Raw genomic sequence first — 26,978 nt, 5'->3', positions numbered from 1 at the left:
CGCATGGCCTGCGTGCGCGGGGCCGGGGCGGGGCTGGTGTTCTCGTTGATCCAGCACCGGATGATGCCGGGCTCGATCACCAGGTGGGTCACCGCGGCGGTCCGGGCGTACGCGCGGGCGCGGCCGAACGGGCTCTTCGCGGTGCCTTTGGTCCGACGCGCGAGCGCCTCCAGCCAGAGACGGCCGCCGGCACCCTCGCACAGCTCGTCGCCCGGGAGCGGGACGAAGGGGGTGAACCGCATCCGGTAGGGGTTGTTGTCGGTGAGGGTCATCCGCTACTCCTGAGCGCGATCAGGTCGTAGAGCTGCTCGTCGTCCAGCTCGGTCAATCCGCTGCTCACGTCGGAGAGGACCGTGTCGGCGAGGTCCTTCTTCGCGGCCAGGAGCTCGGCGATCCGCTCTTCGACGGTGCCCTCGTTGATCAGGCTGTGGACCTGGACGGGATGGCGGGTGCCGATCCGGTAGGCGCGGTCGGCGGCCTGGTCCATGACCGCGGGATTCCACCACTGGTCCAGGAAGATCACATGCTGGGCCCGGGTGAGGGTCAGGCCGGTGCCGGCGGCCCGCAGCGACAACAGGAACACCTTGAAGTCGCCGTTCTGGAAGGCGTCCACGAGGGTGGGACGGCCGGCCACCGGCGTGCCGCCGTGCAGGGTGCGGTGCTCGATGTGCTGCTGGCCGAGGCGGGCGGAGACCAGCTTGGCCATCTCGACGTACTGCGTGAAGACCAGCACCGACTGCTGCTCGGCGAGCATGACGCTCAACAGGTCCTCGAAGAGACCGAGCTTCCCCGAACGGCCCGCCAGCCGCGGGGAGTCGGCCTCCTTCAGGTACTGGGCCGGATGGTTGCAGATTTGCCGCAACGCGGTGAGGAGCTTGAGGACCAGGCCGCGGCGTTCGATGCCCTCGGCGGCCTCGATCTTCACCATCGTCTCGCGCACCACCGCCTCGTACAGCACTGCCTGCTCGCGGGTCAGGCGCGCGTACTGGGCCGTCTCCGTCTTGGGAGGAAGCTCCGGCGCGATGCCGGGATCACTCTTGCGGCGGCGCAGCACGAACGGACGGATCAACGTGGCGAGTTGTGCGGTGGCGGCCGGGTCACGGTGCGCCTCGATCGGTTTGGCGAAGCGGGTCCGGAACGACTTGAGCGGGCCGAGAAGCCCGGGGGTGGCCCAGTCCAGCACCGACCACAGTTCGGAGAGGTCGTTCTCGACCGGCGTGCCGGTGAGCGCGACGCGGCCGCGGGAGGGGATGCTCCGCAGGGCACGAGCGGTGGACGAGGCGGCGTTCTTCACGTGCTGGGCCTCGTCCAGGACGACCAGCGACCAGTCCACGCCCACGAGCTGCTCGGCGTCCAGCCGGGCGGTCCCGTAGGTAGTCAGGACGAAGCCGGCCTCGTCGAGCCCAGCCAGGGTGCGGCCCGGGCCGTGGAAGCGGCGCACCCCCGTCGAGGGAGCGAACCTGCTGACCTCGCGTTCCCAGTTCCCCAGGAGACTGGCCGGGCAGACCACCAGCGTCGGCCCCTGAGTCGCCCCGGCCTCCTGCCGGGTCAGGTGCAGCGCGATCAAGGTGATGGTCTTGCCCAGGCCCATGTCGTCGGCGAGACAGCAGCCAAGTCCGTTCGAGGTGAGCTGCCGCATCCAGGACAGGCCGTGCCGCTGGTAGGGGCGCAGCGTACCGGCCAGGGCCTTGGGGGGTGCCGTCTCGGGGACCGGGCTCGTGAGCACGGTGCGCAGCGTTGCCAGCCACCCGGCCGGCTCCAGCTCGATCACCTCGCCGTCCACCTCGACCTGCCCGGTCAGCGCCGCCGCGACGGCGTCGAAGCCCGTCAGGTCGGCCATCCTCCGCCGACGGGCCTTGCGCAGGACGGCCGCGTCGACACGGACCCACTGGTCGCGCAGCCGCACGAAGGGGCGCTTCGTCTCGGCCAGCCGGTCCATCTCGCCGTCGGTGAGGTCCCCGTCCTCCCCGAGCGCCGCCTGCCAGCGAAAACCCAGCAGCGCGTCCGGGCTCAGCCGGCCGGACGGCGCGGCGCCCGGCTTCTTCGGGCCCAGGACGGCCCGCACCGTCAGCGAGCGGACCAGATCGCGGGGCCAGTGCACCGCACAGCCCGCCTCGACCAAGTCGTCCACCGCATCGCCGAAGAGGTCGTCGACCTCCTTGCCGCGCACCTCCAGAGCGTCCGGCACCGGCGCGTCCAGCAGGCGCTCCAGCGGCGGCCACGCGCGCGCGGCACCGCGCAGAGCGACCAGAGTCCCCTCCTGCCGGGCCGCGTCCGACGACCCCGGCGGCGCCGGGCGCCGCCACAGCGCGCCAGCGTCCACCAGGTCCTGGGGCGGATCGACGTCCTGCACCTGGACAACGGCCCGCACACCGGTGTCGCCGACGTCCTCGATCTCCAACCGCAGGGAGATCTGCACACTGACCGGCGCCCCCGCGGGCCGTGGTCCCGCTCCCAGCGTCAGGTGCGGGACGTGCTGCGGGGCGCGGCCCGCGTACGCCCCCGAGCCGCCAGGGGTGCGCGCGAAGGAGTCGGCAGCCGCGTCGAGGAACGCGCCGAGCAGGAACGAGCGCTCGGGAACGGACAGCGGGTAGCTGTTCGCGCCGAACGGCAGGGCACGGGCCTGCGGCGGCATCGCCTCGGCGAGGACACCGAAGTACTCCTGCTCGTCCGGCAACTCAGCCGCGCTGCGCCAGGTATCGAAGCCGGCCGCCGTCACGTCCGGGTGCAGCCGGCCGCGCGCCAGCAGCTGGAGGGCGAACAGGGAGGCCGCCCCCCAGAACTGGCAGCTCTCCTCACCCTCACCGTCGAGACGGCTGCGCGCGAGTACCGGCAGTGCGGCGTCGAGGGGCATCCACCAGTACGGCGCCCGGGCGGAGCGGACCCCGTCACGGCGGGCCCGCACCACCGTCGTCTCCCGCTCCCCGAGCACGGCGCCCTCGGGAACGGTCACCTTCTCGGGCGCCCCCATCGATGCCACGGGCCTGAAGAACACCATCCGGCCCGACCGCGGAGGATCGGCAGGGTCGAACACCGCCGCGTAATCGATCAGGCGGTAGCGACCCACAGCAGACGAACTCCCCTCAACCACAACACCCTTGCGCAAGAAGGGCACAAGACAACCCGGATCTTCCCAGGGCGACCGGTCTCTCGGCGCCCAACAGCGTGGAAGAGACCCGAACGAGTGACAAGAGCATCTGCACCGGGACCACATCCTCGTCGGTGTCGTCGACCGGCCGTTCGCCGTGCACGGTGCGCCCAAGCACACGGCCCACTGGGTGGAGCGAAGCGCGCGCTGGAGGCGTACATCGGGCAGGTCTCGGCTGGCATCCGGAGGGCGGCCGGGGCGGCCGGCGGTCCGCACGACCGGGCCGGCAGTACCGCCTCTCGGCGGGTGTGCGAGCGGGGCGAGATCTCGCCCCGCTGACGCTACGCCACGGGCGCCCAGCGGGTCCACGGGCTGCACGTCGCTCGGGGCGTGGTCTGGGGGCCGCTGGCGAATTCGTCCCTGTCAGGCAAGGTCGCGCGGCCCGTACAGGGCCGCCGGCTGGTTGGTCATCAGGCCCAGTAGCGGTCGCCGTAGCTCCAGTGCCACCACTCGGTCGCGTAGTTCACCAGTCCGGCGGCGGACATGGCGGCGGCCAGCAGGGCCCGGTTCGTGCGGGCTTGGGGGCTGATCGAGGCGGCGTCCGTGTAGCAGGCGCCGTCGCTCTCTTCGGGGCTGGCGTTCACGTGCGTGCCCGTTGGCGCCCTAGTCGCGGGCGAGAGCGGGATGCGAGCCGGGGCTATTGAGGGCGTGGGTGGCGTCGCCGGCCAATGGACGGGCGGTCAACCGGCCTTGCTGTGCTCGGTCTCCGGCACCGGGGGCAGCCAGTGCACGGCGTTGTCGCGGAAGGACGCGTGGATCGGCACGAGGTCTGGGCCGCTGGTGTCGTCGAGGGCCGTGACGTTGATGCCGATCTCGGGGATGTCGCTGTCGATGGCCGCGACGCGGCTGCCGCAGGTCGGGCAGAAACCGCGCTTCGCCTCGCCTTCGAAGGTCTCGTACCAGGTTGGCTCGCCGCCCTCACCGGTCCAGGTGACGGTCTCGAATCCCACCCACCACATCACTGGTGTACCGCCGAGCTTTTGACAGTGGCGGCAGACACAAGTGGGGGAAGACCGCCGGACCTCGGGTGGTGAAGCGGATGCGGCCGCACAGGCAGCCGCCGGTACGTTCCTTGGCTGTTTCGGTTCCCTGGGCGTCGGCGGCGGGGATGGCGTTCATCAGGTGATCTCCCGGGCGCGATGGGCAAGTTGAGCCCATCAGTGTGCCATCGCTTCCATGATCGCCAGGACGCTGTTTGCAGCTCTGGCGTGGCCCCGGCCGCGTGCACCGATTGCGGAGGCGTCACGGGGCCGGGCGACGAAACCGCGGCTCAGGGGCGTCCGAGGGCGCGGACGGTCCATCCGGCGTCGCGCCAGGTGTCGGTGTTGAGGGTGCCGCGTCCGTCGATGACGCGCGGGGTGGCGGTGCGGGCGGCGAGGCGGTGCGGGTCGATGTGGGAGAACTGGGGCCACTCGGTGAGGTGCAGAAGCAGGTCGGCGTCCTGGACTGCGGCGATGGGGTCGTCGACGTAGTCGAGGTCGGGGTGTGCCTTGCGGGCGTTGTCCAGGGCTTGGGGGTCGGTGACGGTGACCTCGGCGCCGAGTTCGTGGAGTTTCTGGGCGACGGCGAGGGCGGGTGAGTCGCGGATGTCGTCGGTGTTGGGCTTGAAGGCGGCGCCCCAGACGGTGATCTGCTTGCCCAGGAGGTTGCCGTCGAGCTGTTCGCGGGCGAGGTCGATCATGCGCTCGCGGCGCCGGTTGTTGATCGCGTCGACCTCGCGGAGGATCGTCAGGGCTTGGTCGACGCCGAGCTCGCCGGCGCGGGCCATGAAGCCGCGGATGTCCTTGGGCAGGCAGCCGCCGCCGAAGCCGAGGCCGGGTCGCATGCCGCGGCGGCCGATGCGTGCGTCGTGGCCGAGGATGTCGGCGAGGGTGCCGACGTCGGCGCCGGAGGCTTCGCAGACCTCGGCGATGGCGTTGATGAAGGAGATCTTCGTGGCGAGGAAGGCGTTCGCGGATGCCTTGGCGAGCTCGGCGGTGGCCCAGTCGGTGACGATCGTCGGCGTCCCCGATTCGATGATCTTGTTGAAGCACTGCCGCAGGACGGCTTCGGCCCAGGAGTGCTCGGTCTCGAAGCCGAGGACGAGCCGGTCGGGGCGGAGGGTGTCCTCGATGGCGAACGACTCGCGCAGGAACTCCGGGTTCCAGGCGACCTCGATGCGGTCGCCAGCCGGTGCGAACTCGTGGAGGAGGTCGCGGACGCGGGGTGCGGTGCCCACCGGGACGGTCGACTTCACCGCGACGACGGCCGGACCCTTGATGCGGGGTGCGAGCTGGCGGACGGCGGTGAACAGGTGGGTGAGGTCGTAGGCGTTCTCGCCGGGCTGCTGCGGGGTGCCGACGCCGATGAAGTGCAGGTCGGCGAAGGCGGCGGCCTCCGCGTAGGAGGCGGTGAACTTCAGGCGTCCCGAGGCGGTGTGGCGGGCGAGCATCTCGTCGAGGTCGCGCTCGTGGAAGGGGGCCTTGCCGGAGTTGAGGATCGCGACCTTGTCCATGTCGCAGTCCATGCCGAGGACCTCGTGGCCTAGTTCGGCCATGCAGGCCGCATGGGTGGCGCCGAGGTAACCGCAGCCGATCACGGTGAGCTTCATGACGGGTCCTTTGCGAGGTGGGGCCGCCGACGGCCCCACCTCTGCCCCGCCCTGGGGGCGGGGTGCTCAGGCAGGCCGGGTGGCCAGGTAGCGGTTGATCCCGTCTCGGATGAACGGCGGGATCGTGAGGATGCCGAGGTGTTCGGGGGCGAAGAACTGGAGCTTGACGCCCTCGGCGAGGGGCAACGTGGTCTCGTCGCCGTCCCAGGAGGCGGCGAAGAACGTGATCAGCTGCCCGGAGCCGTGCTCGTCGCGGATCTCGAACAGCTCGGTGAGTTCGTCGACGAGCAGGCCGGCTTCTTCGTCGAGCTCGCGGACGATCGCAGCGGCAGGGAGCTCGCCGGGGTCGCAGCCGCCTCCCAGAACGCTCCAGTGGTCCGGCCAGGCGATCTTGCCGGGCAGGTTGTCACGCAGGTGGAGGAGGAGTTCGCCGCGGCGGTTGGTGATGATCGCGACCGCTCCGCGGGCGGTGGCCGGGCTGTCGGCAGTGGTGTCCTGGTGCATCCGGACACCGTAGTGAGGTGAGGGATCGTCATGCTGCAGCCCTCACGCTCTGGTTGCAAAACCAGGCGGCCGCCATGAGGGCCTGCGTCCGGGTGCGGTCGAACCGCCCGCCCGGCTTGAGTCCGCCCTCCAGCAGCGGTCGCATCGCAGCCGGGGCCTCCACCAGGGCGGTGTGGATCTGGGCGTCCGCCCAGGTCGCGAGCTTGCCGTTCAGCCAGGTGGGGACCGGGGAGGCGAAGCCGAGCTTGTCCTGGCTGCCCCAGACCTCCCGTGGCAGGCCCAGGGCCCTGGCGGCATCGCGGAGGATCCGCTTGCCCTCGGCCGGGTGGGCGATCTTGTGGTCGGCGGGCAGCCGGTAGGACAGTTCGACCAGGTCGCGGGCCAGGTAGGGGGACCGGCGTTCGAGGGCGTAGGCGGAGGCGAGTTTGTCGCTGGTCATCACCAGCGGCCGCCAGGCCGTGGCCAGGTCAGCGAGGGTGAGACCGCGGGCCAGGTCCTCGCCGCTCTTGTCCATCGCGGTGGCGACGAGGTCGCGGATGCGGCCGTCGGGGTCGGGGCCGCGCAGGACGAGCCGGGTGACCGCTTCGGCGGGGTCGAGTTCTTCGCCGGCGGCGTGCATGAGCTTGGCGGCCAGGGGCCGGTAGGCGTCCATCCCGGCGGCCAGCACGGTGTCCGGGCCGAAGAGGACCAGGGCGTGACGGACGTAGCCCATCAAGAACTCGTCCGGGCCGAGCCCGCCGACCGCGACTTTCAGACCGAGGTCGGCGATCTTCCGGTAGGCCATGTACTCGGAGAACGTGGATGCGTTGCCCATCGGGTAGTCCAGCGCGGACATCATGTGCGGCAGGGCCTTGGTGAAGTCGACCGGGTCCGGCTCGACCACGATGAGCTCGGCGCCGATCTCGGCCGCGATCCTCGCGGCGATCTTCGATTCGTCGAGCCGGTCCTGTCCGGGGTAGCGGACGGTGACGCAGACCGGCGGCCGCAGCAGGTAGGCCAGCATCGACGAGTCGAGCCCGCCGGAGAGTAAGAGGGCGAAGTCGCAGCTCGGGGCCCGCAGCGGGACCTGCTCGGCCAGGACCACGGAGAACTTCGCCAGGGCCTCGGAGTAGGTGCCCTCGAAATGCTGCCGGTCGGTCAGCGACCACCACGTCGTCTGGTCGAGGGACCCGGTGGCGATGTCGAAGGTCAGCAGGGTGGCGGGAGCCAGCAGCTGGATTCCCTGGAACGGGGTGTCGACGCCGACGGGCGTCTCGATCGCCAGCACCTCGGGCCGCAGGACGAGCGGGGCGGGGCCGTAGCGGGTGAGGGTGGTGACCTCGGAGGCGAACGCGAGCCGGCCGCCGTCCAGGCGCCAGTAGAGCGGCTTCTCCCCAAGCCGGTCGCGGGCCAGGAACAGTTTCCCGGCTCGCGGGTCATAGACCGCGAGGGCGAACATGCCGTCCAGTCCGTCGAGGCAGGACGGGCCGATCTTGGCCCAGGCCCGCAGCACGAAATGCGCGTCCGTGTCCCGAGGCCCGAGCGGGATGCCCCAGGCGACGGCCTGCTGGCGGTAGTTGTAGATCTCGCCGTTGAAAGCCAGCAGCGCCCCGGTCTCGCGGTCGAGGTAGGGACCGGGCGTCGCCTGCGGGTCGACGATCAGCAGCGTGTTCATGGCCAGCACCGCCCGGCCGTCCGTGCTGGCGGCGTGCATGGTGCCGTCCGGGCCGCGGTGGGCCTGAGAGGCGCCCATGGCGCCGACCGTGCGCTCGTGCCGGGCGGCGTCCGCTCCGGCCAGTCCTGCGATTCCGCACATATCTGGTTCACCCCCGAGTGTGGTGGTGCCTTGGCGGCGGCCGCCGCCGGGAGGAGATCCGTTCCGGTCCCGGCGGCGGCCTGGGCTCTCATCACAGCCGCCCGACAAGATCGCCGTGAGGGCTCGCAGGGGGGCTCGCAACTCGCAAACGCGGTTCGCGGCTGGGCGAGGAGGCATATCGTCAGTGACCCAACACGCGGAACGTGTACGACTCTTCGTCCGCAGTCGAGTACGGATCTCGTGCTCCACCAAGTACAGGCATACGTACTCAACTGCTTGTTCGAGTCGTGCATGGTCCGCCCGCCGGTAAAGGGAGAAGGTCGTGGCATCGACCACCCGCCGGACCCGTCCGCCCAACGCGGACCTGGCCCGGCTCATCGAAGCCAGCGGCGCGAGCCACAAGTCCCTGGCTCTGCGCGTCAACCAGCTCGCCCATGCCGCCGGGATAGAGACCGACTACTCACACACATCCGTGGCGAACTGGTGCAAGCGGGGGATGACGCCGAAATGGCCGGTCCCGAAGCTGTTGGCGCAGGCCATCGGCGAACGGCTCGGCCGGCCTGTCAACCTCGGCGAGATCGGTATGGGCGAGGCGGAGACAATCGACGCGGATGTGGGGTTGGATTTCCCGCGAGACCCCGCCGACGCCGTCCGCGTCGCCACTTCGTTCTGGAGCTCCGTGAACCGCCGCGACTTTCTGGCCGGATCCGGCTTCGCCGCCTCCGCCTTCACCACCCCCGTCACCAGATGGCTCGTCACCCCCGCCGACGAGACCGCCGACCACCAGGGCAGCGGGCAGGTCGGCCGGACCGACCTCGACGAACTGCGCGAGGCCGCCGACGACGCGAGGCGGTGGGACTCGAAATACGGCGGTGGAAACTGGAAGGCCAACTCCGTCACCGACTGCCTCGACCACCGCGCGGGCCCGCTGCTGCAGGGCTCCTTCTCGGACGAGATCGGCCGTGAACTCTTCAGCGTGACAGCCGAGTTGTCCAGACTCGCGGGCTGGACGGCCTTCGATGTCGGCCAGCACGATGCCGCCCAGCGGCACTTCATCCAGGCCCTCCGCCTCGCCCGCGCCGGCGGCGACGTGCAGCTGGGCTGTTACGTCCTGACTACCATGGCGATGCAGACGCTCATGCGGGGCTTCGCGTCCGAGGCCGTGGACATGGCCCAGGGCGCCTTCGAGCGAGCCAAGGGCCAGGCCGTCCCCAGGGTGCTGGCGTTCACCAAGCTCATCGAGGCCCGAGCCCATGCCCGGGAGAACGACGCCAAGGCCGCCTCAAAGGCCCTGAAAGCCTCCGAGGACCTGCTGGGGCAGGCCAAGGACGACAGCGGCGACGAGCCTGCGTGGATCGACTTCTATCACCACGCCCGCCTCTCCGCGGACGCCGCCGAGATCTTCCGCGACCTGAAGAACCCCAAGATGGCCCTGACCTGGAACCAGCAGGCCGCCGCCATGCCAACCGGGGCGTTCACCCGCTCCGTCGGCATGCGGCTCGCCATCGTCGGAACCGCCCACCTCCAGGCCCGCGACCTCGACCACGGCCTCGAGCTCGGCAACCGCAGCGTCAACATCCTCGCCCGTGTCCAGTCGAGCCGGGCGAAGGACTACGTCCGCGAGTTCAATGCCGCCCTTGTCCCGTGGCGGCGCGAGCCGGCCGTCCGCGAGTTCGTCCACCGAACCCGCAAGGAGCTCGGCGTCGCCGCGTGACGGCCTGCTCCCTGCATTAATCGCTGGACGGGCGGAGCGGGATGACGTTGCTGGGGGCAGGTTGGTCCTGGCTATCGGGTTGCCGGAGGATGAGGACGGCTGCCGCGAGGGCCATCTGCTCGGTCGAACGTTGTGGTCGCCGGGCTACGCGCGGCCGGGGGTCTCGTACCGCTGGAAGTGGGTGGGCGGGTGGTCGAGCGGCAGCTTCGGGTTCCAGGCGGTCAGGCACTGGGCGCTCGGTACGAACAGCGGGGCGGGCAGGCCGTCCAGGGGCCAGAAGCGCCAGGCGCCGATGGCCTCCTCGCGCTGCTGCGGGAGGCCGGTCCACCGGGTGATGACGACGGGCACCGTCACCCTGACGACGTCGCCTACCCGGTCAAGGAGCGTGCCCAGCACCTGTACGTCGTCGGGCTCGGCGACGAGTCCGGCTTCTTCCCAAAGTTCGCGGACGGCGGCCTGGGCGAAGGTCTCGCCCGGCTTGACGGTTCCGCCCGCGAGCTCCCACGTACGGCGCCGGTGCCGGCCGAGCAGGACTCCGCCCGTGCCGTGGACGATGATGCCCACGCCCACCGCCGCGTGCGGCGGTGGCGGTGCGCTGGTGCGGGGGTGGCTCGGTACGCGGTTCGGGCGGCGGGCGGCGTAGAGCCGGTAGGAGACGCGGTTGTCCGGCTTCGGGGAGTCGATCGTGGTGACCTGCTCCATGGTGAGGCCGTGCTGGACGAGGAGGCCCTCCCACAGATGGGCGGTGAGGACCCACATGTCGACGGGGTGGTCGTCGGTGGTGCCGGGCAGCCGCAGGATCTCGGGCCGCGGGGCGACCTCGTTCGAAGGCCCGGTGCCGGCCGAGTTGGTGTGGAGCGCGGAGAAGAGCAACAAGCCGCCTGGTTTGAGGCCGGTGGCCAGGACGGGCAGCAGCCGTTCGGGGTCCAGGTAGGGGACGGAGCCGACGGAGTAGATGAGGTCGTACGGGTCGGCGTCGCGCAGGTGGGCCACGGCGTCGGCGCACGCCAGGCGCAGGCCCGGGGTGTCGGGGTAGCGAGTGGCGGCGCGCTGGTGCTGGGCGGGGGAGGCGTCGACGGCGGTGACGTCGGCGCCCCGGGCTGCGAGGTGGGCGGCGTGCCGGCCGAGCCCGCTGCCGAGGTCGAGGACGCGCAACCCCGCCACGTCGCCGAGGACTTCGATGCCGGGGCCGGTCTCCGGGAGGCCCCAGTCCCACCGGTCCAGTTCGGGCAACTCGAGTCCTCTGGCGAGCTGGTGGTTGCCGTAGGTGTTCCAGGTCTCGACGGTGTCCTGCTCGGTGGTCACCGGGTCCTCCATCAGATCGCGGGGTGGACAGGGGTTAGGGGCGTAGGGCGTAGCAGCGCAGGACATCGAGGTCGGCGGTGGCTCCTTGTTCGTGACAGGCGGGGGGTGGTGCGGCGTTAGGGCAGTTCCGCAGGGCCGTAGAGGGCGGCCGGTTGCCTGGTCTGCAGCGCCCAGTAGCGATCTCCGTACGACCAGTGCCACCACTCGGTGCCGTAGTTGATCAATCCGGCGGTAGACAGCGCCCGGCCCAAGGTGACCCGGTTCGTGCAGGCCCGGCTGCTGAGGCCGGGTGCGTCGGTGTAGCAGGCGCCTTTGGACTCCTCCGGAGAAGCGTTGACGCGCGTGCCCATGTCCAGCTCGCGGCCCTGGTAGTCGATCAGGGTCACGTCGACGGCTGCGCCGGCGGAGTGAGGGGCGATCTCCGGAGGCGACACGAAGCGGCTGGCGGCATCGCGGAGCTCGGCGGGCGGCCAGTCCGGGTGGGCGCGGGCCAGCTCGTTGGCGTACTCCTCGAAATACCGCTGTTGCAGGGCTGGAGGGCGGAAGCCCTCGACGAACAGCAGCAGCACGCCTGTAGGCAGCAGCGACTGCGCGTGCAGCAGTCGGGTGAGGACCCCTTGTCGGATGTGCGCCCAGGCCCCGGCCTCGTCGCATTTGCGGTCATCGACCCTCAGGCCGTGCGTACGGACGTCGACGAGGTCCTCACCGCAGTCCTGCAGCGGTATCGCGGCAACCCTCGGGTCTGACATCAGCACGATATTGCCGGTCATTCGGTTCCCCCATCCCAGGTGCCACGCGCCTCGCCGTGCCCCTTCGAAGCTGATGCCTCACCCCGCTCTCTTGAGTCTGGTAGGCACAGTCGAAGTGTCATGACCGCGTGGTCGGTCAGATCGGTTTCACGGGCCTCCTGGTGGTAGTCGCAGGCGAGGACGTGGCCGGCGTGAGGTGTGGAGACGAAGAGGTGGTCGAAGCGGAAGCCGTTGCCGCTGCGCCCGTACCAGGAGTGGGCGATCTGGTCGGGGTGCAGATGGCGGAAGGCGTCGGTGAGGCTGGCCGCTTCGAAGGAGTCGTAGAAGGCGTACTCCCACTCGCCAAACACCTTGTGCGGGGGCTGGTGGCGGCGCTCGATGATGTTGAGGTCCCCGGCCACAATGATCGGCATGTCCGGGAAGGCTGGGTCCAGCTTCGGCAGGGCCTCGGTGACCGCGTCCTGGAAGGCGCGTTTGGCGACGTTGCGGTGCTCCTTCGGGCCGCGGGAGGGGACGTACAGGCCCAGCACGCCGATGTCATGGCCGCCTACGGTGACGCGGGCGGCCGGGGCGCGGTGGGGCGTCACGCGGACCGGGCTCTCCACCGGCTGGGCGTCGGCGGTGCGGCAGGCGATGACCGTGCGGTAGTCGGGCGTCTGCGGCTGCGGGGCGATGACGGTGGCGTACCCGTGCTCGGCGAGCGCGGTGACGAGAGCGTCGCCGCCGTGGGTGGAGGACACCTCGGTGAGCACGGCGATGTCGGCCTCCTCCTGGCCGGCGATCCATGCGGCCTGACGCCGGGAGCGCTCCGGGGAGGCGTGCTGGGCGTTGAACAGCAGCAGCCGTACGGCGTCGTCAGCCGGCCGGTGCGCGGGTTCTTCCGGGGTGATCAGGGACAGCTGCTCGGCGGGGGAGATCATCGGCCGGCGTCCTTCTCGTCGAGGAACACCTCGCTGTGGGCGTCCAGGTTCTGTTGGAGCTGGCCGAGGGTGGTGCGGACGAAGGCGAGCTCGTCGCCGGTGAGCGGGGTGCCGATCGCGGTCAGGTTTTCGGTGACCTGCTCGGGCCGGGTGAAGCCGACGAGGACGGCGGCGTTGTCGGCCTGCTGCAGGCAGTACTGCAGGGCGACGCGCGTCAGCGCGGCCGCGGTGCCGCCGAACCGCTCGCGCAGCGGCGCCAGGCCGTCCTGGATGATCCTCAGCGCCCCGGGGGTGAACCACGCCTTGCGCAGCCGGTGGTCGCCGGGCGCGAAGACGGGCGGCTGGTCGGGGTCGTACTTGCCGGTGAGCAGCCCCTGAGCCAGTGGCTTGTTGATCAGCACGCTCGCGCCGAGCGAGGCGGCGAGGCAGAAGATGTCCGGACGCCCGCTGGCGGGCGGCGGGGTCAAGGCGTTGAACCGCGCCGCGAGGTAGTCCGGGCGGATCCGCACCGCGAGGTAGGCGAACCGCGCGTACTTGTCGCCGCGCTGCTCCTTGGCGACGGTGACCCGCTCGGTGGCGTAGCGGTGCGGGCCGCGCATCCCGACCGCGGTGACCAGGCCCTGGCGCTGGAAGTCGCGCATCTGGGCGACGGCCTCGTCCAGGTAGCGGTCGTCGGGCCCGAAGTCGGCGTTGTGGAAGAAGTAGATGTCCAGGCGGTCGGTGCGCAGGTTCTCCAGCGTCGTCTCGAGCTGGCGGCGCATCGCCGAGGGCAGGTAGGCGTGCCGGGCGGTGCCGCGGTGGTAGCCGACCTTGGAGGAGAGCACCACGCTGGCGCGGTCGACGGTGGCGACGAAGTCGCCGACGACCCGCTCGGAGTGCCCGTGCCCGTACACGTCGGCGGTGTCGATGAGGTTCGCGCCGAGCTCGTAGGCGGTCTCCAGGCCGCGGCGGGAGGCGGTGTCGTCGGCGGTGCACCAGCCCATCGGCAGGCCCAGGTTGTGGTCGGAGCCTCCCAGGGCCCAAGCACCGATCCCGATCGGATGAACTGACAAGCCGCCGGCGAGCGTGCGGCGTGCGAGGGATGACGGAGCACTCACAGGAAGTACCTCTTAGTTCTCAATTAGTAGCAAACACTGATGAATCGATTCGGGGAGTGAGTATGGTGCGTCGCGTGACGACACAACCCCCCTTCACCGAACTTGACTTGAACGCGATCGCCGAGCGGCGCTGGGTCGACCGAGACGACTTCACCGACGGCGAGTTCGAAAGCGCCCGCGCCTTCTACGAGCAGATGCGCGCCGACGACGACCGCCTGGAGCACGTGCGTGCCGATGCGGCCGCCCTGATCAGCGAGTGGACCGGGCACAAGCCGCGCGACGTCGGCTCCTTCGGCACCCGGCTCAACCTGGAGACTTCCGACCTGGACCTGGGCATCGGCTACCCGGTCGAGGACCGTGACCGCCTGCGGGAGGTCCTCCAGCCCCACACGACGTTCCTGGGCGAGCGCAAGACCCGCTTCTCCACATCCCGGCTCGTCTTCTCCTTCAAGCTGGACGGCATCGAGATCGATCTGAGCGCCCTGACGGTCGAGGACTTCGCCGTCGCCTGCCGGATGCTCGACCAGATCGACACGACCATGACCCCGGACGAACGCATCGCGCACACCTGGGTCAAGCACCTGCTGCGCAGCTCGGGCCGGGTCGAGGAGTACGCGACCTGGAAGCTGACGACGTACGCCCGCTTCTGCCCGGAGTTCAACTGGGTGCCGATCCCGGAGAAGACCGGCGCGTGAGCGCAAGGTCCCAGGTGCCGCGGCCGCCAGGCGGTGACGGGGCACCCGGGCCCGGGTCAGGCCCTCATGCACAGGACTCGCCCGCGTTGATCAGCTCCCAGCTCGCCGCGGACGCCCACCGGCCGTGCTCCCGGGCGAGCGTGGCCGCGTGGGCGCCGGTGAGGTGCCGACCGACCTCGCCCACGGTGGTGGCCATCCGCCGGCGCAACATCCCGGCCCGCGCCTCCAGCGCCGCCTCGATCCGCACCGACAGCGCCGCCTCCTCCTCGGGCCGCTCCAGGCCGTACTCCCCGATCACCGCGATCATGTCGCCGAGCACTTGGTAGGCGGCATCCTTCAGCACCACGCGGGCCTGGCGCACAGCGTGCCGGGGCACGTCGTCGAGGACCTTCTCCAGGCTCTTGAGCGTGTAGTCGAGGGCGAAATGGCGGTCCACCCACCGCTGCGCCCAGCTACTGGCGATGCCGATCCGCCAGTCCCGGTACCGGCAGGCGACACGGCCCATGAGCGGCTCGGCCTGCCCGGTCAGCCCGGCGGCGGTCGCCTGGCGAGTGTAGGCGGCGCCGATCAGGCACTCCATCGACACCAGCATGTAGCTGATCCCGGTGTGCAGCGGCCGGCCAGTGGTGTGCGCGGCCACCCACTCCTCGTCGCGGACCCCGCAGACGATCTCCTGTGCGTCCAGGCCGGGCTGGGGGCGCAGCAGCAGATCGGTGCGTCCCTGGAAGGCGTGGGTGGCCTTCAGCTCCGCCAGGCTCATGAGCGGGTCGAAGGTGATGTAGGTGTAGCGGGTGGGGACGTTGAGCGCGGACAGGGTGCGGATCGCCAGCGCGTTCTGCTCGGCGCAGGTCTCCTTGTTGAAGCGGTCGAGGATGGAGTCGACGCCGGACTCGACGCCGAACAGCATCCGCCGAAGACCCAGGTCGACGAGGGTGCGCCACATGCGGGCTCGCTCGACGTGCCACGCCTCGTCTTGGTCGATGCGCACGGTCTGGTCGATGCGGCAGCTGGACTCCCAGGCAAACCCGGCCTCATGCAGAGTGCGTGCGAGGTCCAGGACCCGGGTGACCGCGTCAGGCCCGGCGCCGATGATCTCCTCGTCGACCAGGTACAGGGTGCGGGAGATGTCCGGGTGCCGGTCGAAGACCCGGCGGATCTCAGCGAGGATCCAGGGAAGCAGGTCCGGGGCGGCCCCCGCCCACAGGCCCTTGTGGCCGCGGGGACAAAAGGAGCAGGTGTTGGTACAGCCGCGGCTGGTCTCCAGCTGGGCGACGCCGTGACGCTCGAAGGTGGCTGGCAGCAGATCGAGTTCGGGCAGGATGTCGCTGCTGGTGTCCCGGGCGACGGGCTTGGCGGTGCGGCGCCGCCCGATGGCCATGCCGCCGCCGCGGGCGGCGCCGGTGTAGCCGATGCCGGGTATCTCCACGCGGGGGATGTCGCCGTGCCAGTGGGTCAACAGCGCCTCGATGGTGGCCTCGCCCCCGCCGCGGGCTACGAGCAGCTCGGGGTAGCGCTCCAGAAGCAGCCGCTCGTTGCGAGCGGTGAGGCTGCCGCCGGCCACCACCATCGGCGCCTCGGGCAGGGCGAAGGCCGCATCGAGGAGCTGGAGCATCAGATCGTGCTGGCCGAACGTCGCCGAGATCCCGACGATGTCCGGCGCGCCGGTGGTGAGCTGCTTGAGCAGCTCCTCCACGGTGACGCCTAACTGCATGTCGGACAGCGTGACCTTGCCCATCAGGGTGGTGCGGGCCGCGCGGGCCACGTCGCTGATCCCCAAGGGGAAACGCGGCAGGGGGAAGAACTCCGGGTGGTACAGGGCCATCAGGTGCACGTCCGGCCGGGTGAGCCGGTAGACGGCGTTCTCCGTCAGCTCGGCGTGCGACAGCCAGGAGTCCGCCGTGCCCAGCCGCACGTGTTCCTTGGTCCACCGCGGCCAGTGGCGGGAGGCGTGCTCGGAGCCGGAGAGGTCGGCTGCGACCCACCCGCCGTCGGGGCGCTCCAGGAGCAGCAGGCGCCGGTCCAGGGTGCCGGTGACCCTCACCCGCCCTGCCTCGCCGGCCAGGTGGGTCTCCAGCCACGACCGGAGGTCGTTGGGGGAGATGAGCAGGGGCGCAAGGGCGGTCCGGTCGGCGTCGGTCAGCGGGCGGCTGTCAGGGTGTGCAGTGGTGACGGCGCGGGCCAGCCGGCCCAGGGCCGCTGTGTGCTGTTGACCCATAACGTTGCCCTCCAGGAGAGAAAAGCCCGCTGGGGTTGAGCGGGCGGCGGGGTCCCCGGCGCGGGGTGATCTCAGAGCTGGGCTTTCTGTGGGGCTGGCCAAGCCCGTCCGGAGTTGGGCTGGGCGAGGCGGGCAACGACCGAACGCCAGCCGTCGCTGCTGGCCATCACCTCGGTGAGATGGTGTGGAGGCGGCAGAAGAGCGTCGCTGGCCTCCAGAGCCATCAGGCGTTCCATCGGGCGCTCGATCGGCTGTCGACGAACCGACAGGCCGCGTATACGGATCACCTGGCCCTCCCTGCCCGATCACCGGGCACGACACGGTCGCCATGGGACTGGGGCCTTTGCGGCGCTGGTGAAAGCGCATCCGAAGCTCGACTGTCGCGTTGGCTGGTGCAAGGCAGTTCGGCTGTCTCCCGCGCTCCGGCAGCCTGGCCGGTGCTGCCCTTCGCGTTGCTCGTGTCCCATGAGGTGAGCGCCGTACCCGTCATGCCGCACACCTGCCGATGTCGGCGAGAGATGCCGGACGGACGTCGGATACGGAGCGGGACGGTGCGGTTTCGTGACGGCGACGCAAGCGCTCGTAGCTGTCCTCATACGGGGGCAAGCCCACGTGCAAGCGTCGGACTTCGAGCCCTTCCGGTTCACAGATCGGATGCGCTACAAGATGGCCGTCCGACTGGAACCAGTGCTGCGTGCCGTACACCTGTAGGTCACCGGACCTCACTCGGCAGCGGTCGAGCAGGTGAGCCCACTGGGCCGGGTGTGCCTCTCCCGCCGTAACAGCTGTATGGAGTTGGCGGAGCAGCGTGCGCTGGAACGGTGGATCGAAGTCACAGTGCACGGCGATCTCTAAGGCTGCTTGGCAACCTGCTTCACCCACCATGCTGTGACCTGGCCATCCGAACCTGGCCACGATGCGGCGAAGAATCTGGCCGTTGACGCGATTGGTGAAGTCCACGGCGGCGTGCTCGTCGGCCGACATTGCGGCCAACTGAAAACCTGGTCGTTGCCAATGTGGGCGCGCCGCAGCAGCACGGGCTGCGAGGTCCTGGCCAAGGGTGATGCGGTGAATGGGCGGGTACGTCACGGTGCTTCCCTGTGCGAACGACGGGTGAGTGAGTGCAGTCCGTCTGTACGGAAGGAGGCGAACGGACCAGTTGGGTCGCAGCCCGGTACCGGAAGACCCGCTGCGGCCGCGACAGGGAACGTGGCAACTGTGAATCGCCACCGAGCCTCCCCGGCCAGCAGCTTCAGGCGGCTCAGTCGTGCTTTCGTCAGCCTCGCCCTGCATCGGGGCCGACGCAGGCCGAGGTCGCCGCCGGTGGACAACTCGGAAGGTCTGCCCGCCGACCGGGCTGCAGAGGTGGGTGTATGCACGGGTACTCCCCGGAGTGGTGTCAGAGGCTGGTCTCACTGCGGGCCAGGGCGAGGAAGCCACCGCGCGCCCGCAGGAGAGTGAGGGTGTCGGCGTAGACGTCATGAAAGGTGCTGACGTCGACCTGGGAGACCGCGACGATGCCGTGGATTTCACCGCGGCAGAGCGCGGTGTAGAGCCGGGCCATCTGCGGACGGATCGCCGGGTCGCTCACGCCCGTGTCGTCGAACGTGGTGATGGTGTCCTGCCAGCCAAAGCGGAGGACAACGGCGAGAGCCTGGACCAGGCGGTCGGCGGGGTCCTGGCGCGGCTCGACCAGGGTGTACCGACCGATCCGCACGGACGTGCCGCTGGCGGCGTGGCGCTCGACCGCACGGCGGACGTCGGCTTCCCGCATCGCACGCAGCTCAGCCGCGCTGCACCGAGCCTTCTCCCGTAGGGGAGCCACACCGGTCTGGGCTGCCAGCCGATTGTCCATGGGCAGGCCGCCAGGCCGGGCCAACGGACGGGGTATGGCCGACGGGAGAAGGGTCTTCACGAGGCTTCCTTCGAAGTGGGCACGATCTGGCGAGTGGTCTGAGTGATCAGGCGGAGGGCTTCGGTCATGCGGCGGCGGTGTCTAGAACGAGGGCTTCGTCGCGGGCTGCGGTCTGTTCGGTCGAGGCCAGCCGGAGCGCGGCGGATACCAGGGCGAAGTGGCTGAAGGCCTGAGGGAAGTTGCCGAGCTGCCGTCGGGCAACGCAGTCGTACTCCTCGGCGAGCAGGCCGACATCGTTGGTGAGGGCGAGGAGCTTCTCGAACAGTGCGGTTGCCTCCGCGGTCCGGCCGATCATCGTCAGAGCCTCGACCAGCCAGAACGAGCACGCGAGGAAGGCGCCCTCGTCGCCTGCCAGACCGTCCGCTCCGGTCGCGGCTCCCGCCGTGCGGTAGCGCAGGATCAGCCCGTCACCGGTCGACAGTTCGCGCTGGATCGCCTCGATGGTGCCGATGACCCGCTTGTCATCCGGCGGGAGGAACCCCACCAGCGGGATGAGCAGCAGGGAGGCGTCCAGCTCGGCCGAGCCGTAGGACTGGGTGAAGGTGTTCCGGACCGGGTCGTAGCCGCGGGCGCACACGTCGGCGTGAATGGCGTCCCGCAGCTTGCGCCACTGTTCGACGGGGCCGGTGGCGCGCCCGGACTCGATCCGGCGGACCATCCGGTCAGCGGCCACCCAGCCCATGATTTTCGAGTGAACGAAGTGCCGCTCGGGGCCGCGCATCTCCCAGATCCCCGCGTCCGGCAGGTGCCAGCGGGCCTCGACCTGGGCGAGCAGAGCGCTCTGGAGGGCGAAGGCGTCGTCGCAGGGGGCGAGGCCGGCTTCTTCGGCGAGGTGGAAGGCGTCGAGGACTTCTCCGAACACGTCGAGCTGCGGCTGGTGGGCGGCACCGTTGCCGACGCGTACCGGCTGGGAGCCTTCGTACCCGAGAAGGTGGGGCAGCGTGCTCTCAGGGAGGTCTCGGCCGCCCTTGATCGAGTACATGATCTGCACGGTGGCCGGGTCGCCGGCGATGGCCCGGGCAAGCCAGTCCCGCCAGGCGGCCGCTTCCTCCAGGTGGCCGGTGAGCACCAGGACGCTCAGCGCGATCGCGGCGTCCCGCAGCCAGGTGTAGCGGTAGTCCCAGTTCCGCTCACCTCGGATCTCCTCAGGTAGTGAGGTGGTGGGTGCAGCGACCATGCCGCCGGTGGGGGCGTAGGTGAGGGCTTTGAGGACGATCAGCGAGCGGTGCACCGCCTCCTGATAGGGGCCGGTGTAGGTGCTGCGGGCGGACCAGTCGGACCAGAACGCGATGGTGCTCTCCAGAGCGGCCGCGGGATCGGGCCGAGGCGGGGAGGGCAGGTGGGAGGGCTGCCAGGAAAGCGCCAGGACCTGCCGTTCACCGGCACGGACGGAGAAGGCTGCCTTCACGGTCCCGTCCGCGTGCTCGCTCAGCGCTATCGAGGAGTCCAGGTAGAGGGCGTCCGGTCCGGCAAGCGCCGCGTACCGGTCGCCGCCGAACTGGTGGGGGTGCCGCACCAGGCGGGGTACGACCTTTCCGTAGGCGAAGCGGATCAGGATCCGCGAGGACATCTGCACCACACCGTGAACGCCCTGAACGACGCGAATCAGCTGGGGATTTCCGCAGCCGGGGGCTCGGGTCGGCATGAAGTCCAGGACGCGCGCCTGCCCGTCGTGCGTGGTCCAGGTCGTCTCCAGCACGAGCGTGCCGGGCAGGTATCGACGTCGCACGTGCGCGTCGGGGTCGGTCGGACACATGTCCCACGAGCCGTGCTCCGAGGTGCCCACCAGCGAGGCGAACGCGGCGGGCGAGTCGAAGTCGGGCAGGCTCTGCCAAGTGACGGAGCCGGCGCGGTGGATCAGGGCTGCGGTATGCAGGTCGCCGACGAGGGCGTGGTCCTCGATGAGCGCGGTCATGAAGGGTCCGTTCAAGTTCGCCGCCGGCGGGGAGAGGCCGGCGAACCGTGCGGGTGCGGGAAGCAGGTGTGGTCAGGGCGTCTGTCGGCGGCGAGGACGCGTGCCGGCGAGGGCGATAGCCCGGGCCAGACGCCAGCCGGTGCCCTCGGGGGCCTCACCGATGCGCCCTAGATGTGCGGCGCTGGGTCAGGCTTCCGGGAAGAAGTGCTGCAGCGCGTCCGCCGTGCCCGGGACTTCGACCTCCTGAAGGTCGAGAACCTCGGCGAGGACGGGACGTTCGTGGCCGACCCGGTCCGAGTGCTCGGTGGCGGGCGTGATGGCAGGCGCCGACGACGCGGTGAGACAAGCAGCGGGCATGGTCAGGGCTCCGGATCACAGTTGCTTGGGCGGGTGTGGTGGCGACGGACTACACGAAGTGCAGAGGACGGTTGACCACGCTCACCTCGCGGCCTCTTGAGGTGAGGGCGGCGGGAACTTCAGCTGGCGGCAGGTTCGGCGAGCCTCGGGAGCGACCGGACCAGAACATCCGGGTGCGCAGCCTTGAGGCTCTGGAGCTCGCCCCGCACGTGTGCCCGGAACTCCGGCCGACCGGACCAGATACTGCTGCCGGCGTAGGTGTCCGAGCGCGCCCAGTCCTTCTGTGACCGGCCGTCGTCCTCGCTGCTACCGAACAGTGCTTCGTACATGTCCGTCCCCGGGAAGGGGGTGAAGAAGTGGTGTTTTTGCTGGTTGTACGGCAGGTGAGCGAGCTCGGATACCAAGGCGAGAGTGAGGTCGCTGTCCTCGCGCGTTTCGCCGGGCAGGTCGTGGATCCAGCTAGTGAGCTGGATGATGCCGGCGCCGGAGAGGAGACGGATGCCGTCGATGGTGTCTTGCACCGTGGCGTTCTTCGTCATCCGCTTCAGCATCCGATCGGATCCGGACTCGCAGCCGACGAAGATGGCGCTGAAGCCGACGTCACGCAGTCGCGCGAGGTCGATGTGGCGAGCGAGCTGGACGATGTCCTTGGCGCGCATGTTGGCACGAAGCTGAATGCACAAACCGCGACGTTCCAGCTCCTCGACGATCTCCACCACCCGGTGGATGTTGGTCGAGAAGTTGGGGTCCATCAGGCTGATCTGGTCAGGTTGGTACGTGCTCCACAGGCGGGCGACGTCGTCGACGACCCGTTTGGCCGGTAGGCCCTTCCAGCGCCTCAGGCTCGTCTTGGGCTCGCTGCAGAACCCGCACGGATGCGGGCAACCCCAGCTGCTGAGGTAGCTGATGTCACGGACCTCACCGGTGAAGTACCGGTCGACCGGCAGCAGCGTGTAGTCCACGGGTGCCTGCTCAAGGAAGCTGGCCAGCGAGCCGTAGGCAGTCTCGATCACTCGGTCGGTCACGGCACCGCTGCCGGAGATCTCTCGTCGGCCGTCCCGAAAGGCCAGGTTGGAGATCTGACCGAGCAGGTCTGGGTCGCTCATGCGACCGTTCGTGGCCACGAGATCGGCCAGCGCAACCGCCGCGGATTCGCCAGGACCACGTACCACGACGTCCACCAGACGCTCACGGAGAATGCTGCGGTAGGCCAGTGACGCGTGATAGCCGCCCCACACGAGCGGAGTCGCAGGAGCGTGCTGGCGCACCGTGGCGATGGCCTCGAGCACGTTGCCGATACTCGGGCCGGTCATGCACGAGACGCCGACATAGAGCGCGTCGCGGGCTTCTTGTGCCAGCCGGGCCTTCCATCCGGGCTCGATCTGGCAGTCGATCAGAACCGGCTCATGTCCAGCGGCTCGCAGCGCCGTGCCGACCGTCAGCACGGACAGGGGGTGCCACGGGTAGGTGGACTCGCCTGTAGACAAAGGGTCAACCCCGGCGAACAGGATGACTTTTCCCACGGCGTTCACACTCCAGGGGACGAGGGCCGTGAATGGCTCGGTGGCGAACGTCCTTCAGCCTGGACGGTGCGCGATGGCGTCGGTACGCCATTGGTTTGCCACTCCACTGCCATTTCGCCGCGCAGGCGCGAGCTGTTGCCCTCCTGGTCGAGTGGACTCGCCGGGCTGTGCCCTCCTCGCCGTCGACAGGCGGCTGAGGGGAGGGCGTCAACGCCGTACCCCTGGCTGGGCCGAGGCGGCCCGCTAAAGGGATGAATGCCCCATCGGTATCGCCAAGGGGAGGCCCGTGCACGCAAATGGCAGTTGAGTGGCAGACGAATGGCGTACCGACGCCACTCACGGCCCGGAACGCTGGTGTTGTGCGCGCGGCCAGTACCTGTGGCGGGACGTCTGGTTCCTCCGTGCGCCGGGTGAGAGCCGATCCGTGAGAGGAGGGGAAGGCTGCAGTGGTCGTGAGCATGTCCGCAGCCGTGTTCTTGCTGCTCCTCTTGATCCGCAAGAGCGGCCCACCGCCGACGCACGCCGTGGTCAGCGCCTTCCTGGGCTTCTACCTCGCTCGGTCGCAATTCGCACCGACCACCCAGGGCCTGACATCGAACGCTGCCGAATGTTCGCAAAGGTCCGCTCTTGAGACGCCGCCGCGTTGGGCCGGCTCGCATCCCCCGACGAGTGTCAGTCGCCCGACGCGGCGGTCCCCACCACGCTGCTGCCCCCTACCGCTGACGACGGGGTCTTCCGAGACCCCCACCCGCGCCTCCTCGCCGACTCCCGAGGTACTTGATGTCTGTCGCTCCTTCACCTCCGTCACCGGCCGACCACCGTCGCAGCCGAAGTCGGCGCCGAACGCCGGGTGCTGAGGCGTTGCGCACGCCGGAAGGTCTCAGGCTGCGGCTCCGACTGCTGACGGCCGCCGCTGGAGCGTCTGCGTTCCTCGGCGTCGCAGCGGCTTGGTCGGCCTGCGCTGCGGGTGCGGTGACCACCTGGGGAGCCGCCGTGGCAGCCGCACTGGCGTTCGCTGTTGCCTGCGTCGCCGCTGACCGCTGGGCGATGTGGATGGCGAAGACCTTGAACGGTCAGCGCGCCCAGCGGGACGCTGCAGCTGCCGACGCGACCGAGCGGACCGAGCAGTGGCTCAACTACTTCATGGCGATGGTCGTGGAGAGCGACAAGGGTCTTCGCCTCGCCGCCGAGCAGATGAGTCGGGGGGAGACTCCCACGGCGCCTTCGGCGGGGTTGGACGCGACGGCAGGCAAGGGCGACGCCTGGAGGGAACTGGAGACCGCCCTGCGCAGGTCTCACGCATCTGCCTGGCATCTGCTGGTCAACCGCCGACAGGTCAATGCCGACATGTCGCAGGTCTTCCTCTACCTCGCGGGAGGCCTGTTCGCTCTGGTGGTACGCGCGTTGAAGATCGTGACGGAGCGGGAATCCACAGTCGAGGATCCCGACACCATGTACGACCTGCTGGACGTCGACAGCCTTCTGCGGCGTATCCGGCGACATGCCGCCCGGTTCGCGGTGCTGGGTGGGCAGCAAGCCCGTTCGGTTGATGAGCCGGTCCGGTTGCTGGAGCTGCTGCGCGGCGCGGTCGCGGAGGTCGAGCGCTACGACCAGGTCCGGATCGACACGCCGAAGTTCGATCTGCGCATCCCTTCCGGAGGCGTGGGTCCGGATCTGATACATCTGCTCGCCGAGCTGATCGAGAATGCGACGAAGCACTCCCGGCCGCAGAACAAGGTGACGGTCAAGGCCAGTGAGGTCCAGGCGGGACTGCTCGTCGAGATCGAGGACCGCGGGCTGGGGCTGGCTGATGACCAACTCCTCTACTTCAACCGGCTCCTCGCCTCCCCCCAGGAAAGCGATCTGGCGGAGCGGCTGGCCGAGCATCAGACCGGCCTCTTGGTCGTTGCCCGGCTCGCCGCCCGCTACAAGGTCGGAGCCAAGCTCGAACGGAACTTCTTCGGCGGCACCACTGCGTACGTCGTGATTCCCAAGGCGCTGTTGCTGGAGCCCGCCGCTGTACAACCAGCACGCGCTACGGCCCCGCCTCCCTCGACTCGGCCCGAGCGGCCGGCCGGAGGGCCTCGTCCCAGCCCGGTAGTTGCCACCCCTCCTACGACGTCTCTTCCACAGCGTCGCGCGCAGCTCACGGCATCGGCAACGCCCACCGCCGATGACCAGCCGGCAACCAACGGGTCCAAGCCTCGGCTGCCTCAGCGGGTGCCAAAGGAGTCCGACTCGCAGCAGCGCGCCGCCCCCGGCCCTTCCACCGGGGCCAGCGCCCTCGATGTTGACCCCGGCTTCATGGCGAACTTCACCGCCGGGTTCGCCGGCAGAGCAGACGAGAGCCAAGCGCCCCAGCCGCCTGCGGAAGCCCCGCAGTCCGCGGACGGCTGATCCACCCCCCCCAGGTGCCCGGCCCTGATGCCGCGGCGAGACCCGTACGGAGAGACCCGTACGGAGAGACGGAGCCTTTGTGATGACCGACAACACGCCCACGCCCCAGCAGCAGGGGAAGTCCCAGGATCTGGAGTGGCTGCTCACCCCCCTGCTCGATGTGCCAGGAGTGACTGGGGCGCTGCTCGCCGCCCAGGACGGCCTGCAGCTGGCCTACACCCGACGGACCAGCGAGTTCGCGGACCAGGGCCTCGATGCCGAGACGGCCGACCGCATGGCCTCGGTGATCAGCGGCATGTACGCGCTGACCAACGGCATGGCCTCCATGGCCGGCGGCTCGGCGCGTGATCTCCAACTGTGCTTTATCAAGCACAAGGACTGGACGCTCTTCGTGGCCAGTGCTGGGACGGGAGTACCGAAGGGAACGCCGCTCGGCCTCGGCCGCAACAAGCCCGAGGATGTCGAATGCACCCTTGGCGTCTTGACCCGCCCGACAGCCGATGAAGGAGCCATCGGGCATGAAATGCAGCTGCTGGTCAAGGGCATGGACCGGCACCTAAGGACGCCAGCCCGGCAGCCGGGGGTCGGCCAGGACGACGGCCAGTGACATGGCGTCTTCCATCCGTCGGTCTTGGACACGCGAGCCTGCCGAGGGCCCCGCCCACTTCGTCCTGACCGGCGGCCAGACCCGCCCCCGCCACGATCTGAGAGTCGAGACCCTGCTCACGGCCCAGGATCCGGCGCCGACGGCGGACACACCGATCCCCGAGGCTGAAAAGGCCCTGGCCCTGTGCCGGGGACAGCCGTCGTCAGTGGCGGAGATCGCCGCGCTGCTGGCGCTTCCCGTGCAGATCACCAAGGTCGTGCTGTCCCGCCTGATGGAAAGCGGCGCGCTGGCCGTCGCCGATCAGCAAGTCACCCGTACCAACGATGAATTCATCTCTCTTCTGGAGGCTGTCCGTGACGGGCTACAAACCCTCTAGCAGGGCCGCAGGTCCCGTCGCGATGAAGATCGTCGTAGCGGGGGGCTTCGGCGTTGGCAAGACCACCTTCGTCGGTTCCGTCTCGGAGATCACCCCCTTGAGTACGGAGGCGTTGATGACCTCCGCGTCCGAAGGTATCGACGACCTCAGCCTGCTCCCCGAGAAGTCGGATACCACCGCCGCTCTGGACTTCGGCAGAAGGACATTCCCCGGTGCCGTTCTGATGATCTTCGGAACCCCCGGGCAGGACCGGTTCTGGTTCATGTGGGATGAGCTGACCGAGGGAGCGATCGTCGCAGTCGTCCTCGCTGACACCCGCCGACTGGATGACAGCTTCCCGGCTCTCGACTACTTCGAGCGGCGAGGCACTCCCTTCCTCGTCGCGGTCAACGAGTTCCCCGACGCCCACGAGTACAGCCCCGAAGAGGTCCATTCGGCCCTGGCTCTCCCGGCTCACGTGCCGGTGATGCTCTGCGATGCCCGCGCGCCAAGTTCCGCCACCGCTGTCCTCGTACGGGCCATGGACCTCGCGATTGAGCACGCCCGGACCTTCCAGCCGTCCTTCCAAGGAGCCTTGACATGATCCACGGCAGCGTCCCCGAGACCCCACTGCACCAGGCCGGCGCCCTATCCGACTGGGCATCCCGCCTGCCCGACGTCATCGATCTCGCAAACCCCCCGGTGGGAGCGTTCGACGCCTTCGCCGAGCTGCTCAGCGAGGAGAGCGGCCTGCCCTGGGCGATGGTCAACTGGTTCGGCGTCGTACCGGAGCAGCAGCTCTTCGTCGGCCTATCCAACCCGGCCGGCACCGACATGCCGCAGGCGGACCGCACCATGCCCGAGCTCACGCACGGTTGGTGCCCCGACGTCTACACGAACCGCAGGACCCTGATCCTCAACGACACCCTGGCTTACGCGAACTTCGCCACCAACCCGGTCATCGACGAGTTCGGCATCCGCACGTACCAGGGCTCCCCACTGATCGACCACCGTACTGGTCAGGTCTGGGGAACCATCTGCGCCATCGGTCAGAACCCACGCCCCAGGGACGTCGGAAGGCCCGCGCGCGTACTCATGGAGCACTATCGCGACCTCCTCATGACTGCGGTCTACGAACGCACCCCGCATCCGTAACTTCCCCTCGCCCGGTGGCATT

At 69.7% G+C, this 26,978-nt stretch carries 23 protein-coding genes and 2 pseudogenes; 7 read left to right on the top strand and 18 right to left on the bottom strand.

Annotation, left to right across the window (positions count from 1 at the left end; all coding sequences use genetic code 11):
• The 7 genes and pseudogenes from GUY61_RS04535 to GUY61_RS04505 all read right to left on the bottom strand — a co-directional run.
• A pseudogene (locus tag GUY61_RS04535) lies at nucleotides 1-272 on the bottom strand (hypothetical protein); the annotation flags it as partial.
• Nucleotides 269-3,067 carry a DEAD/DEAH box helicase gene (locus GUY61_RS04530; RefSeq protein WP_313896507.1) on the bottom strand — a complete coding sequence of 933 codons (2,799 nt, stop codon included), beginning with the start codon at nucleotides 3,065-3,067 and terminating at the stop codon, nucleotides 269-271. The pseudogene GUY61_RS04535 and the gene GUY61_RS04530, both read right to left, overlap by 4 nt.
• A 444-nt stretch (nucleotides 3,068-3,511) precedes the next feature.
• Nucleotides 3,512-3,741 (bottom strand): annotated as a pseudogene (locus GUY61_RS04525) (M15 family metallopeptidase); the annotation flags it as partial.
• An 87-nt stretch (nucleotides 3,742-3,828) separates the two neighbouring features.
• Nucleotides 3,829-4,107, bottom strand: a complete 279-nt coding sequence (locus GUY61_RS39715; protein ID WP_166628739.1) for a GFA family protein — start codon at nucleotides 4,105-4,107, stop codon at nucleotides 3,829-3,831.
• Between the two features lie 311 nt (nucleotides 4,108-4,418).
• On the bottom strand, nucleotides 4,419-5,738 hold the full coding sequence (locus GUY61_RS04515; protein ID WP_166628738.1) for a UDP-glucose/GDP-mannose dehydrogenase family protein: 1,320 nt from the start codon (nucleotides 5,736-5,738) through the stop codon (nucleotides 4,419-4,421).
• 66 nt (nucleotides 5,739-5,804) lie between these two features.
• Complete coding sequence (locus GUY61_RS04510) at nucleotides 5,805-6,242, bottom strand: NUDIX domain-containing protein (protein WP_166628737.1); 438 nt, start codon at nucleotides 6,240-6,242, stop codon at nucleotides 5,805-5,807.
• Nucleotides 6,243-6,270: 28 nt separating this feature from the next.
• A complete protein-coding gene (locus GUY61_RS04505) occupies nucleotides 6,271-8,037 on the bottom strand; it encodes an asparagine synthetase B (RefSeq protein WP_166628736.1) in 1,767 nt (588 codons plus the stop codon).
• 322 nt (nucleotides 8,038-8,359) lie between these two features.
• Between GUY61_RS04505 and GUY61_RS04500 the strand changes: the two genes are divergently transcribed.
• Nucleotides 8,360-9,751 (top strand): sporulation protein, encoded by a 1,392-nt coding sequence (locus GUY61_RS04500; RefSeq protein ID WP_313896505.1) that lies wholly within the window; start codon nucleotides 8,360-8,362, stop codon nucleotides 9,749-9,751.
• A 144-nt stretch (nucleotides 9,752-9,895) separates the two neighbouring features.
• On the opposite strand, the gene GUY61_RS04495 is transcribed toward GUY61_RS04500, so the two are convergent.
• The 4 genes from GUY61_RS04495 to GUY61_RS04480 all read right to left on the bottom strand — a co-directional run bounded on the left by GUY61_RS04495 (nucleotide 9,896) and on the right by GUY61_RS04480 (nucleotide 13,777).
• Nucleotides 9,896-11,056 carry a bifunctional class I SAM-dependent methyltransferase/NUDIX hydrolase gene (locus GUY61_RS04495; RefSeq protein ID WP_313896504.1) on the bottom strand — a complete coding sequence of 387 codons (1,161 nt, stop codon included), beginning with the start codon at nucleotides 11,054-11,056 and terminating at the stop codon, nucleotides 9,896-9,898.
• Between the two features lie 116 nt (nucleotides 11,057-11,172).
• Nucleotides 11,173-11,826 carry a M15 family metallopeptidase gene (locus tag GUY61_RS04490; protein ID WP_166628734.1) on the bottom strand — a complete coding sequence of 218 codons (654 nt, stop codon included), beginning with the start codon at nucleotides 11,824-11,826 and terminating at the stop codon, nucleotides 11,173-11,175.
• A complete protein-coding gene (locus tag GUY61_RS04485; RefSeq protein WP_208105553.1) occupies nucleotides 11,823-12,725 on the bottom strand; it encodes an endonuclease/exonuclease/phosphatase family protein in 903 nt (300 codons plus the stop codon). The genes GUY61_RS04490 and GUY61_RS04485 overlap by 4 nt, the downstream gene beginning before the upstream one ends.
• Nucleotides 12,722-13,777 carry an aldo/keto reductase gene (locus GUY61_RS04480; protein WP_208105552.1) on the bottom strand — a complete coding sequence of 352 codons (1,056 nt, stop codon included), beginning with the start codon at nucleotides 13,775-13,777 and terminating at the stop codon, nucleotides 12,722-12,724. Before GUY61_RS04480 ends, GUY61_RS04485 begins: the two co-directional genes overlap by 4 nt.
• 119 nt (nucleotides 13,778-13,896) lie before the next feature.
• Between GUY61_RS04480 and GUY61_RS04475 the strand changes: the two genes are divergently transcribed.
• Complete coding sequence (locus GUY61_RS04475) at nucleotides 13,897-14,517, top strand: hypothetical protein (protein WP_313896503.1); 621 nt, start codon at nucleotides 13,897-13,899, stop codon at nucleotides 14,515-14,517.
• A gap of 64 nt (nucleotides 14,518-14,581) precedes the next feature.
• Here the strand turns inward: GUY61_RS04475 and GUY61_RS04470 are convergent, their stop codons facing one another.
• From GUY61_RS04470 to GUY61_RS04440, 7 genes are all read right to left on the bottom strand, one after another.
• Nucleotides 14,582-16,732: a radical SAM protein gene (locus GUY61_RS04470; protein ID WP_243766173.1), complete on the bottom strand. Its 2,151-nt coding sequence runs from the start codon at nucleotides 16,730-16,732 to the stop codon at nucleotides 14,582-14,584.
• Between the two features lie 71 nt (nucleotides 16,733-16,803).
• On the bottom strand, nucleotides 16,804-17,019 hold the full coding sequence (locus GUY61_RS04465; RefSeq protein WP_166628731.1) for a hypothetical protein: 216 nt from the start codon (nucleotides 17,017-17,019) through the stop codon (nucleotides 16,804-16,806).
• Between the two features lie 199 nt (nucleotides 17,020-17,218).
• Complete coding sequence (locus tag GUY61_RS04460; protein WP_166628730.1) at nucleotides 17,219-17,821, bottom strand: DUF6624 domain-containing protein; 603 nt, start codon at nucleotides 17,819-17,821, stop codon at nucleotides 17,219-17,221.
• Between the two features lie 310 nt (nucleotides 17,822-18,131).
• The gene (locus GUY61_RS04455; protein ID WP_166628729.1) at nucleotides 18,132-18,506 is read right to left on the bottom strand and encodes a hypothetical protein; all 375 of its coding nucleotides are present in this window, start codon (nucleotides 18,504-18,506) and stop codon (nucleotides 18,132-18,134) included.
• Nucleotides 18,507-18,711: 205 nt separating this feature from the next.
• Nucleotides 18,712-20,562, bottom strand: a complete 1,851-nt coding sequence (locus tag GUY61_RS04450; RefSeq protein ID WP_166628728.1) for a glycoside hydrolase family 15 protein — start codon at nucleotides 20,560-20,562, stop codon at nucleotides 18,712-18,714.
• Nucleotides 20,563-20,748: 186 nt separating this feature from the next.
• Nucleotides 20,749-20,919, bottom strand: coding sequence for a hypothetical protein (locus tag GUY61_RS04445; RefSeq protein ID WP_166628727.1), 171 nt, complete (start codon nucleotides 20,917-20,919; stop codon nucleotides 20,749-20,751).
• 119 nt (nucleotides 20,920-21,038) lie between these two features.
• Nucleotides 21,039-22,442 carry a B12-binding domain-containing radical SAM protein gene (locus GUY61_RS04440; RefSeq protein WP_166628726.1) on the bottom strand — a complete coding sequence of 468 codons (1,404 nt, stop codon included), beginning with the start codon at nucleotides 22,440-22,442 and terminating at the stop codon, nucleotides 21,039-21,041.
• 993 nt (nucleotides 22,443-23,435) lie between these two features.
• Between GUY61_RS04440 and GUY61_RS04435 the strand changes: the two genes are divergently transcribed.
• The 5 genes from GUY61_RS04435 (at nucleotide 23,436) to GUY61_RS04415 (ending at nucleotide 26,956) form a co-directional block, all read left to right on the top strand.
• Nucleotides 23,436-24,839, top strand: a complete 1,404-nt coding sequence (locus GUY61_RS04435; protein ID WP_166628725.1) for a sensor histidine kinase KdpD — start codon at nucleotides 23,436-23,438, stop codon at nucleotides 24,837-24,839.
• 82 nt (nucleotides 24,840-24,921) lie between these two features.
• Nucleotides 24,922-25,446 carry a roadblock/LC7 domain-containing protein gene (locus GUY61_RS04430; RefSeq protein WP_166628724.1) on the top strand — a complete coding sequence of 175 codons (525 nt, stop codon included), beginning with the start codon at nucleotides 24,922-24,924 and terminating at the stop codon, nucleotides 25,444-25,446.
• A gap of 1 nt (nucleotide 25,447) precedes the next feature.
• The gene (locus tag GUY61_RS04425; protein ID WP_166628723.1) at nucleotides 25,448-25,822 is read left to right on the top strand and encodes a DUF742 domain-containing protein; all 375 of its coding nucleotides are present in this window, start codon (nucleotides 25,448-25,450) and stop codon (nucleotides 25,820-25,822) included.
• A gap of 22 nt (nucleotides 25,823-25,844) precedes the next feature.
• Nucleotides 25,845-26,405 (top strand): ATP/GTP-binding protein, encoded by a 561-nt coding sequence (locus GUY61_RS04420; protein WP_243766172.1) that lies wholly within the window; start codon nucleotides 25,845-25,847, stop codon nucleotides 26,403-26,405.
• Nucleotides 26,402-26,956 (top strand): GAF domain-containing protein, encoded by a 555-nt coding sequence (locus tag GUY61_RS04415; protein ID WP_166628721.1) that lies wholly within the window; start codon nucleotides 26,402-26,404, stop codon nucleotides 26,954-26,956. Before GUY61_RS04420 ends, GUY61_RS04415 begins: the two co-directional genes overlap by 4 nt.
• Nucleotides 26,957-26,978 lie beyond the last annotated feature (22 nt).

The sequence above is a fragment of the Streptomyces sp. GC420 genome, from assembly GCF_009916105.1.
In the GTDB taxonomy this organism is placed as follows: domain Bacteria; phylum Actinomycetota; class Actinomycetes; order Streptomycetales; family Streptomycetaceae; genus Streptomyces.
This window is presented reverse-complemented; position numbering and strand designations above follow the sequence as displayed.